Below are 8,467 nucleotides of genomic sequence, written 5' to 3'. Positions count from 1 at the left end.
CAGGAGCAGATCCGAGTGCGGAATCGTTTGCACGCGTTGCTGATCGGCCTCTCTCCCGGCCATCGAGCAGTCACCGGCGCGCTGACCAGCAAGGCAGCCGTGAAGCGAGCCCGTCAGCTCGCGATGGCGGAGAGGACCAGCGACCCGGTGCGAGCCCACTTGGCGCTGGTCGCGATCCGGCGACTGGGCTCACTGGAGAAGGAGATCGCCGAGCTGCGTGCGCTGATCGCCAACCAGCTTGACCTAGACGTACATGAGCACCTGCTCGCAATCCCGGGGGTGGGACCACTGACCGCCGCGAAGATCCTCGGCGAGACGCACGACCCCAGGCACTTTCCCTCCGCGGCCGCTTTCGCAGCCCACGCCGGCGCCGCGCCCGTCCCTGCGAGCAGCGGCAACACCACCCGGCACCGGCTCGCCCGCGGCGGGAACCGGCAGCTCATCCGTGCCCTGTTCACGATCGCCCGAACACAAAGCGCGATGGCACCCAGACGCGCGCACCTACCTCGCGCGTAAACGCACCGAGGGCAAGAGCGCGGCCGAAGCTCGACGGTGCCTGAAACGCCACCTCGCTGCCGTCGTGTACCGAGCCATGATCCGCGACCTGCAAGCCCGGAAGCCTCCACTGCCAAGGGCAAACTCCACCGCCGCTTGACGAGAGCGGCGCCCCAACCGCGACGCCGTGATCCGGCTCGTCGGAGCGGTCCTGGCCGAGCAGCACGACGAGTGGGCCGAGCAACGCCGCTACCTCGGCTTGGAGGCCCTCAAGAGCGCCCGCGCCGTCGTCACCGACCGCGAGTCCGACACCCCCACCGAAGAGGTGGCCACCGACCTGATCGCCGGCGCCATCGGCACCTAAAAGAACAACCTCAACGGATCACCGTCGTACACCACGCATCGGGACTTGACCAAGGACGCTCCCGGCCTCAGCGGCTGCACCTTCGCGGGTCGCACGCGTGCCCAGCGCTTCGACCACGCGGTCCGGGGACGGCTCGCCCACACCCCGGTCCCCCCCTCCAAGGCTCTGAGGTAGCGGTTTGGCTTGGGGACCTGTTAGAGCGCGACTTCACCGCGGCTGCGCCGACCAGAGGACGTCAGTGATCGCGGCTTGGGATCTCACTCGAGACTCGTGGCACCGACGCCGAGGTGCCGGAGGTCAGTGCAGTCATGAGCTCACGAGTCAGGTGTGATGCGTGGTCCTGGGCCTGGCCCATTACCAGCATGGAGGCGGCGCAAATGCGAGGCCAGCTATCAATGCATCGCGGCCATTCGCCTTATCCGCCGCGACACCAGGAAGTCCCAGTCGCTAGCCTCGAAGATGTCCTTGAACCGACTGTCTCAGCGACCTCTGACAGTATGGACTCTGTCCCGTCGCCGAAGTCGAACCCGTCGCGTCCTGCTAGTCGCTCTGATGCGGCGGTTAGAAGCACCTTCCACGACCATCGCTTGATCGAGCGGATCGCGGCATTTGCGTGCGTTGGACGGAAGCGTCACCCGATGTTCGCGGGAGGCCAGTCGACAAGTGGTTTGCCGATCTCCCATTCATGACCGTATGGATCGAGAACCCGGCCAACCAGCCACCCGTGCTCCTGATCGACGGGCGACTTCTCAGTCGCGCCGGCCGCGACCGCCCTCGCCTGCACGGCCGCGGGATCGTCCACGACAAGCAGGATTCGACCAGTTGAACCGCCGACGTCCCGAGGGACCAGTCGCTCGGAACTCGCACCGGCGGTGGCTATCCAGAAGACGGCTTCGCCGATCGCCAATTGAGCGACGACGTCTTCCCCGTCGCCCGCCCTGTGGAGCAGCCTGGCTCCGAAGGCGTTCTCGTAGAAGCTGACCGCAGAGGCGCCGGCGTCTACCCACAATTCAGGTTGGATGGTCGTCATCGCTGTAGTCTCCAGCAGGCCCGTACAACGCGCACTTGGCGGCATGTCCGGAAGGGCGCGTTGCGCTGGTCTGAGCGCCCTGATCCCGATACCGCCGGGCGCCGGCAGGGTCGTCTACTCCTTTGAGAATCCCCACACCGGCGGGTAGAGGACCTCGATGAGTGTCCACAACTACATCCCCCGCGCTGGGTTTTCACGTACGCCCGCCATTTGCGTCCACGGCTCTGTCCAGATACAGCCCGTAAGCCGCCCCACGAAGAAACCCGAACCTAGCCACGCGTCGGTACCTTTCGACCCGCCGGCGTCGAAGAAGACGAACGCAGCAGCCGATCCCAGGAACGTCAAGGCCATGGCGACTGTGACGGTGCGATAGGCCCAGACGAAGAGACGCCGACACGGGCGATGATGGGGTGCCGATGATCACGGTGGTGATGAGGATGAGGAGTCCTCCGCCCCGTCGCGAGGGTCACTCAGACCTGCTCGATGGCCAGTGATCTGGCACCCAGTCTCCCTGCGGATCGGTGGTCTGCCCCACTTCGATCAAATGACCGTCGGGGTCTCGCAGATAGCAACGGATCTCGTACAGGTGTTGCTTCGGGGGCGTTAGGAACTCCGCTCCACGCGCGCTCCATTCGGCGTGCACAGCGTGTATGTCCCTCACCCGGATATTGACGAAACTGCTGACCCGGTGGGGACCGCCAGGCGTTTTCAGGGTGACCTCCGGTTTGTCGTCGGTCGGCCCTCCGCCGACGTTGATGATGATCCAACTGTTCGACAGTTGGACATACGTGAGCCCTCCGGGACCGGAGAACGCCTCCCTTCCCCCGAGCACATTGGTGTAGAAGCGGCGAGAGCGCTCGACATCGTCCGACACGATGAAGTGCGCCAGCACGATTCCCTCTGGGGGCGGTGGGAGCTCGCCGGCGGGCGAAGAAGCTGGCCAGTGATCTGGCACCCAGTCTCCCTGCGGATCGATGGTCTGCCCCACCTCGATCAGGTGACCATCGGGATCACGGATGTAGCAACGGATCTCGTACTGGTGTGGCTTCGGGGGTGTCAGGAACTGAGCACCGCGCGCGCTCCATTCGGAGTACACCGTCTCCACGTCCTTGACCCGGATGTTGACAAAGCTGCTCACCCGATTCGGATCGCCAGGCGTTTCCAGGGTGACCTCCGGCTTGTCGTCGGTCGGGCCTGCGCCGGTGTTGATGACGATCCAGCTATTGGACAGTGCGACGTTGGTCGGCCCTCCGGGGCTGGAAAAGGCGACCCGCCCCCCAAGTACTTCGGTGTAGAAGCGACGAGAGCGCTCGACATCGTCCGACACGATGAAGTGTGTGAGCAGGATTTCCTCGTGGGGCGGTGGGACCTCGGCCATCTGCTACCTCCGGTGCTGTTCCACGGTCAGCGCGCCGTGTCACCCAACGCAAGACCCGACCTCAAGACTTCACCACCCAACCGGACGGCCGCCTCACCCAGCCCGGGTGAACGCCACGAGAGGAGTACACACGTCCGCTCATCGGCTGCATGTGAGTGAAACGCGTGCGCCGTCAGGCAGGGAAGGGGCTACATCGACGCGCGCCCGGAGGCGGACCTAGCGTGTTGGGATGATGTTCAGCCGAGACCTTCGCGAGCGCGTTGCCGGCGGCGAGGTCACGGTCTCGATCAGGCTCTGGAGCAGGCCGCAGGTTAAGGAGGGAGGCCGCTACCGGACTGCCGGCGTCGTCATCGAGATCGACTCCATCGAGGTGCTGCCCTTCTCGGCCGTGACCGACGACGACGTTGCCGCATCAGGCGAGGCCGATCGCGAGTCTCTTCGGGACAGGGCGGCCCACGCCGGGCCGATCGGCGACAACACCCTTGTCCACCGAGTCGAGTTCCACGTCGTGTAGCTACAGGCGGCGGTGTGACGCAGCGCGGAAGGTCTGGCTCATGGTCCGCCCGCGCGCCCGGGACGGCTTCGGCCGGTCCGGCCGGAGCGGTGGGTTTGCGGTTGGATGCCAGCGGTCCTCACCATGGGCGCGGCTGCGTCAACGACGTGGGGATTCGCGTGAGATAGCGTCGTTGGAATGACGCTCAATTACATTCGTCGTGGGCGCGGCCGGCCGCTGCTGCTCGTGCACGGTCTGGGCGCGGGATGGCGGTCGTGGGCTCCGATCCTTGAGCATCTTGCCGAGCGCCGGGAGGTCATCGCTGTCGACTTGCCGGGATTTGGTGACACGCCGCCGTTGACGGGTGAGGTCTCGATCGCATCCCTGACCGACTCCGTCGCGGACTTCATCCGTGAACAGGGTTTGGACGGGGTCGCGACTGCTGGCCAGTCGATGGGCGGGCGGATTGTGCTCGAACTCGCCCGGCGGGGAGTCGGTGGCGACACCGTGGCTCTGGACCCAGGCGGTTTCTGGAGTGACCGCGAGCTCGTCGTGTTCGGCGCCACGCTGCGGCCGTCGATTGCTTTGGTCCGAGCGTTGCGCGGCACGGTGCCCTCGCTGCTGGGCACGCGCGCGGGGCGGACGTTGCTGTTGGCCCAGTTGTCGGCGCGACCCTGGGCGATCTCGCGTGAGACGTGTCTGCCGGATGTGGCTGGGCTGGCCGACGCCCCGTCGACGGGCGATGCGATGGACGCGTTGACCCGAGGGCCCCAGCAGCAAGGCGCCCCCTCGGGCACCGTGCCTGGCCGGGTCACGATCGGGTGGGGGCGGCGTGACCTGGTGACCCTGCCTAGCCAAGCCGCGCGTGCCACGGAGCTGTTTCCTGACGCCGTGTTGCACTGGTTCGAGCGGTGCGGTCACTTTCCGCAATGGGATGCACCGATCGAGGCAACCCGACTGATCTTGGAAAACACCGACAGAGAGTTCGTGCCTCCCCGACCCGACAACAGCACTCGTCTCGGGCGGAAGGGCCGAGACGGCATCAGGCCGCGATCGCGGCGACGTACGCGAGAATCCATGACCACGAAGATGAGCGAGGAGTTCCGCGGGGACGCCGACTACCTCGTGCGGCACGATCGGTACCGAGGCGCTGATGGGCGTCGTTCGCCGCGAGAACACCTAGATAGTTTCGGCGCGACCATCACCATCAACAGCACCGAGCAGACCATCCCGCCCGCCATGCCCACCGAGACTCAATGAATCCTAGACGCGATCAGACAACGGTGGCTCAGGCACTGAACGGTATTGACCGAGGTCGGGTCACATTCTGAAGACACGGCCCACTTGAACCACGCTTCGGCGCTATAACCCTGGTCCGCGTTTGACTCACCCGGCGCCGCACTCACATCCAAGGCCCTGCGCGCCCACTCGCGCTTGAAGAATAATCCATGTCTTCTGTGATCGGTCAACAAGCCACTGCTCGCGCGTGACCTCGAATCCCCCGATGACTAGCTCATTCTTCAGGGCAACCGGATCCCAGTGCACACGGTAGCGCAGGGGAGACCCTGGATAGTCCCACTTCGGCTCCCAACCCTCGCCCCGTTGAGGCGTCGCTGTGGTCGAGAGCAGCAGTTGTCGCCCCGGGCCGCGCAAGGCATCGCGGATCCGCCCTAGCACGGTTTGAATGATCCAGGAAGGGAATAGATGAATGAAGGCAAGGGCCACGACAGCGTCATACGTCGAGGCCGGCGTTCCACTCATGAAGTCGCCCACGAAGACGGTGGCTCCCGGGTTGCGAAGCCGAGCGCGTCGCACCATCGCCCTGGAAAGGTCGACTCCATCAACCGTCAGCCCTGCCCCGCCTAGGACGGCCAGCCCCTCGCCGACGCCGCAGCCAAGTTCAAGCACGCGACCTCCGCCGTTGACGCAGCCGGCAAACTCGCTCAGGACGCGCTCCATCGCCGGTGTGAGGGGCGCTCGTGATTCGTACTCGGATGCCAAGAGCTCATAGGTGTCCCGATGCGCCGCTGCCAGCCCGCGGATCACCCCGGCAACCTGTGCGTCCACCCGCACCCCCTACCTCACCCCAAATCAGGTACGCCGTCGCTCAGCACCGCTAGTGTACGTTCGCGTGCAAGTTCGATATGCCGACTAGGGAGGTCTGGTGACAAGCCTACAGCGTCCTATCATTTCCCTGCTCGTCACCCGCATCTTCGGTCAAGAGGAGAAACTGCTCCTGCAGACCCGCACCAAAACGAAGGACGACACTCCTTACTCCGGTTGGCTCGAACTACCGCAAGGCAAGGTCGAGCGAGGCGAAACGCTGGGCGCTGCCGCCGCACGCGAACTGCGAGAAGAGACGGGCATGACTTTGGGGCCGTCTGCGCTTGCTGAACTCCCGTACTCCAGAGTCCACGAGGACTCTGAACTGTTTGTCTCAAATCCCCTCATCCTAGTAGTAGATGCGCTGCAAAATCACTTCGCAGTTGCCCTCCACGTTACGGCCATCGGTGAGCCTGTTGTTACGCCTGAAGCGTCTCGTCACCGCTGGTTCTCTCGCCAAGAGCTAGTGGACCTCCTACGGAGCGGCAGGTTGTTTCCGCTGAATGTGCCCATGGTTGCGCGCTATATCGAGTCGACCCGGGAGACGTGAGATCTTGGGCTTTCTAAGCGGGATAGAGATTCGCCGGAGAATCAGTGCTGGTGAGATAGAGATTCACAGCCTCGACGGGGATCAGCCATTTAACGTAGACAGCCAGGTAACGGAAGACTCAGTGGACTTGCGCTTGGCTCCAGTCGCACTGCGTCTTCGCCCTGGGGTCGCGCAGCTGGACTACATCCACGAAAGCCTCGACGAATCATACGAGATCTTCGAGATAGGCGCGCAAGGGTACGAACTGCAACCCAATGAGCCTGTTATCTCACAGACGCTTGAGGCGGTATGCTTCCCTGCTGACCTCGTCGGCTTAGTGTTTACACGAAGCACCTTCGCCAGGTTGGGAATCATCACTACGTGTTTGGCGCCCAAGTTCGCTGCTGGGATACATTGGGCATTTCCGCTTCAGCTCGTAAATCTGAACCGAGTCCCCGTTCGCATATATCCGTATGCCCCAATGGTCCAGTTGATGATTAGCAATGTCGTCGGCGAGCCGATTGGTTACCGGGGGAAGTTTCAGGACTCCTTTGCCCCGACCCCGCCGCGGATTGGCGAAAGGGAGAGGGAATCCCTAAGCTCGATCAACCCAAAGGCCGTGAATCGGACCTTCCATATAATCAATCATGACGTGCGCTCAAAGCCACCTGGAACCGCAGCGACGAACTCGCCTGTCGTCAGTAACGAGGACGAAGAACGACGAGAAGCAGCCGCTCAAAGCAAGCGCGTTTGGTGGCGGGCCCTCATCGCGGCACTCTCTACGCTCGCGGCGCTCGGCTTCGGGATAGCCGGGAACCTTCTGGCCGGGGGAAAGTTGGAGTACTGGCAGATCGTATCGATCGTGCTCCTGATCATCCTTAGTTCCATTTTTACGGCGGGTGCGCTCGCCATACAATCCTCCCTGTCCAAGCCTGCGAATGACTCCTAGACGAGACTCGAGTCTCTAATATGGCAAGTTGAATGTTGTATACGCATCGAGCGCAGACTCATAGTGCCGTATCAGATTCCCAAGAACCACCCTTCCGTTGTCGCCAGCGGCGGCATCCCGTGTCGTAACGAGATCCCCTTGAGGCGTCACGTGAAAATATCGACCAAGGTGCGCGCTCGATTCTTGGGCCGTAATCCGCGCTTCGGGGAACCCACGCCTCAGCTCTTCTACTGCTTCAGCAAAGGTCCGCGTGTCTACCGCCCAATCCGACGACCACTGGGCATCGCTTAGTCCGCTGGCGATGGGCCCAGTCCGAGTCACCTGATACACCTTCACAAGAGTGGATGCCCTCGATAAATCCACGCCCTCCCTACGGAGTACAACAAGAATTTGCCGGAGGTGCCTCAGATTAGTTCGAGCGGCGACAATTCGTATGATCAGCGCGACGTTCGCAGCTTGTGCAAGGCGCATTCCCTTAATGGCGCTGCGCCAGCCATCGTGGGCAAGGGATCGCGGCCTCATCTGTTCGTTAGTAGACGGGTCGGGCGCATCCAAAGGTATTCCTATATGGTCGACGAGGGTCAGCACTTCACGCAAGCGAGGCAGGATTATCGAGTTGGATGAAAGTGTTCTCACGAGCTTCAGTTCGCCGGCCCGACGGAGCAGCAGAATGGTGGCAGGGGAGAGGAGCGGTTCTCCCCCAGTAAGCACGATCCTCTTAACTCCGTCTTGTGTGAGTCGTTCGAGAAGGGCGACCCATTGTTCCGTTGTCACGGATTCTCTTTGGCCATGGTCAGCACCCCAACAGAAGGCGCATCGCAATTGACATCTGCCGGTAACCTCCAAATCGATCACCTTCGGAGCGCGCGCGGGCGAGTCAAGTGGAACTACCGGGCCCCCACCCCACCACCGCGTGTTGTCAGCACTGGGCACTTGCGGAAGAGATGCGCTCATGTATGCACGTTAGGGGTCGCCGCGGAGTTCGGACGAGGATTGCGAATATACCTGGGGTCTAGGAGGGCAGAAGCGAGGCCCTTTGAGCCGCGAGCTGGCCATCCGATGGACCGCGAAGCGTTCAGGCCCCTCCGATGCTGTGCGTCCTGAGTCAGAGCCGACCGTGCTACAG

The 8,467-nt window shown here is 63.2% G+C and carries 9 protein-coding genes and 2 pseudogenes; 7 read left to right on the top strand and 4 right to left on the bottom strand.

The genetic code is table 11. The features are described from left to right. Together AC1DP0_RS13640 and AC1DP0_RS13635 are read left to right on the top strand one after the other, a co-directional pair. Positions 1-516, top strand: a 516-nt coding sequence (locus tag AC1DP0_RS13640) for a transposase (protein WP_478085090.1), incomplete at its 5' end; no start/stop codon positions are given. Positions 517-667: 151 nt separating this feature from the next. Next, positions 668-859, top strand: a pseudogene (locus AC1DP0_RS13635) (IS256 family transposase); the annotation flags it as partial. A gap of 631 nt (positions 860-1,490) precedes the next feature. Here the strand turns inward: AC1DP0_RS13635 and AC1DP0_RS13630 are convergent. Then, on the bottom strand, positions 1,491-1,889 hold the full coding sequence (locus tag AC1DP0_RS13630) for a VOC family protein (RefSeq protein WP_478085089.1): 399 nt from the start codon (positions 1,887-1,889) through the stop codon (positions 1,491-1,493). 466 nt (positions 1,890-2,355) lie between these two features. Next, positions 2,356-3,267: a VOC family protein gene (locus AC1DP0_RS13625; protein ID WP_478085088.1), complete on the bottom strand. Its 912-nt coding sequence runs from the start codon at positions 3,265-3,267 to the stop codon at positions 2,356-2,358. Between the two features lie 229 nt (positions 3,268-3,496). On the opposite strand from AC1DP0_RS13625, the gene AC1DP0_RS13620 reads away from it, so the two are divergent. Together AC1DP0_RS13620 and AC1DP0_RS13615 are read left to right on the top strand one after the other, a co-directional pair. Beyond that, positions 3,497-3,781 carry an ASCH domain-containing protein gene (locus tag AC1DP0_RS13620; RefSeq protein WP_344060533.1) on the top strand — a complete coding sequence of 95 codons (285 nt, stop codon included), beginning with the start codon at positions 3,497-3,499 and terminating at the stop codon, positions 3,779-3,781. A gap of 177 nt (positions 3,782-3,958) precedes the next feature. After that, a complete protein-coding gene (locus tag AC1DP0_RS13615; protein WP_478085087.1) occupies positions 3,959-5,020 on the top strand; it encodes an alpha/beta fold hydrolase in 1,062 nt (353 codons plus the stop codon). Positions 5,021-5,146: 126 nt separating this feature from the next. Here AC1DP0_RS13615 and AC1DP0_RS13610 read toward each other — a convergent pair whose 3' ends face one another. Beyond that, on the bottom strand, positions 5,147-5,827 hold the full coding sequence (locus AC1DP0_RS13610) for a class I SAM-dependent methyltransferase (RefSeq protein WP_478085086.1): 681 nt from the start codon (positions 5,825-5,827) through the stop codon (positions 5,147-5,149). A gap of 97 nt (positions 5,828-5,924) precedes the next feature. Here AC1DP0_RS13610 and AC1DP0_RS13605 point away from each other — a divergent pair, with 97 nt between their 5' ends. From AC1DP0_RS13605 to AC1DP0_RS13595, 3 genes and pseudogenes are all read left to right on the top strand, one after another. Beyond that, positions 5,925-6,413: an NUDIX hydrolase gene (locus tag AC1DP0_RS13605; protein ID WP_478085085.1), complete on the top strand. Its 489-nt coding sequence runs from the start codon at positions 5,925-5,927 to the stop codon at positions 6,411-6,413. Then, positions 6,367-6,882 (top strand): annotated as a pseudogene (locus tag AC1DP0_RS13600) (dCTP deaminase); the annotation flags it as partial. The gene AC1DP0_RS13605 and the pseudogene AC1DP0_RS13600, both read left to right, overlap by 47 nt. A gap of 3 nt (positions 6,883-6,885) precedes the next feature. After that, positions 6,886-7,341, top strand: coding sequence for a hypothetical protein (locus AC1DP0_RS13595; RefSeq protein WP_478085091.1), 456 nt, complete (start codon positions 6,886-6,888; stop codon positions 7,339-7,341). Positions 7,342-7,356: 15 nt separating this feature from the next. Here the strand turns inward: AC1DP0_RS13595 and AC1DP0_RS13590 are convergent, their stop codons facing one another. Then, positions 7,357-8,295 carry a radical SAM protein gene (locus AC1DP0_RS13590; RefSeq protein WP_478085084.1) on the bottom strand — a complete coding sequence of 313 codons (939 nt, stop codon included), beginning with the start codon at positions 8,293-8,295 and terminating at the stop codon, positions 7,357-7,359. Positions 8,296-8,467 lie beyond the last annotated feature (172 nt).

The sequence above is a fragment of the Terrabacter sp. P5_B1 genome (assembly GCF_056400505.1).
Note: the sequence above shows the minus strand (reverse complement) of the source record. Positions and strands in the feature narration are given on the sequence as shown.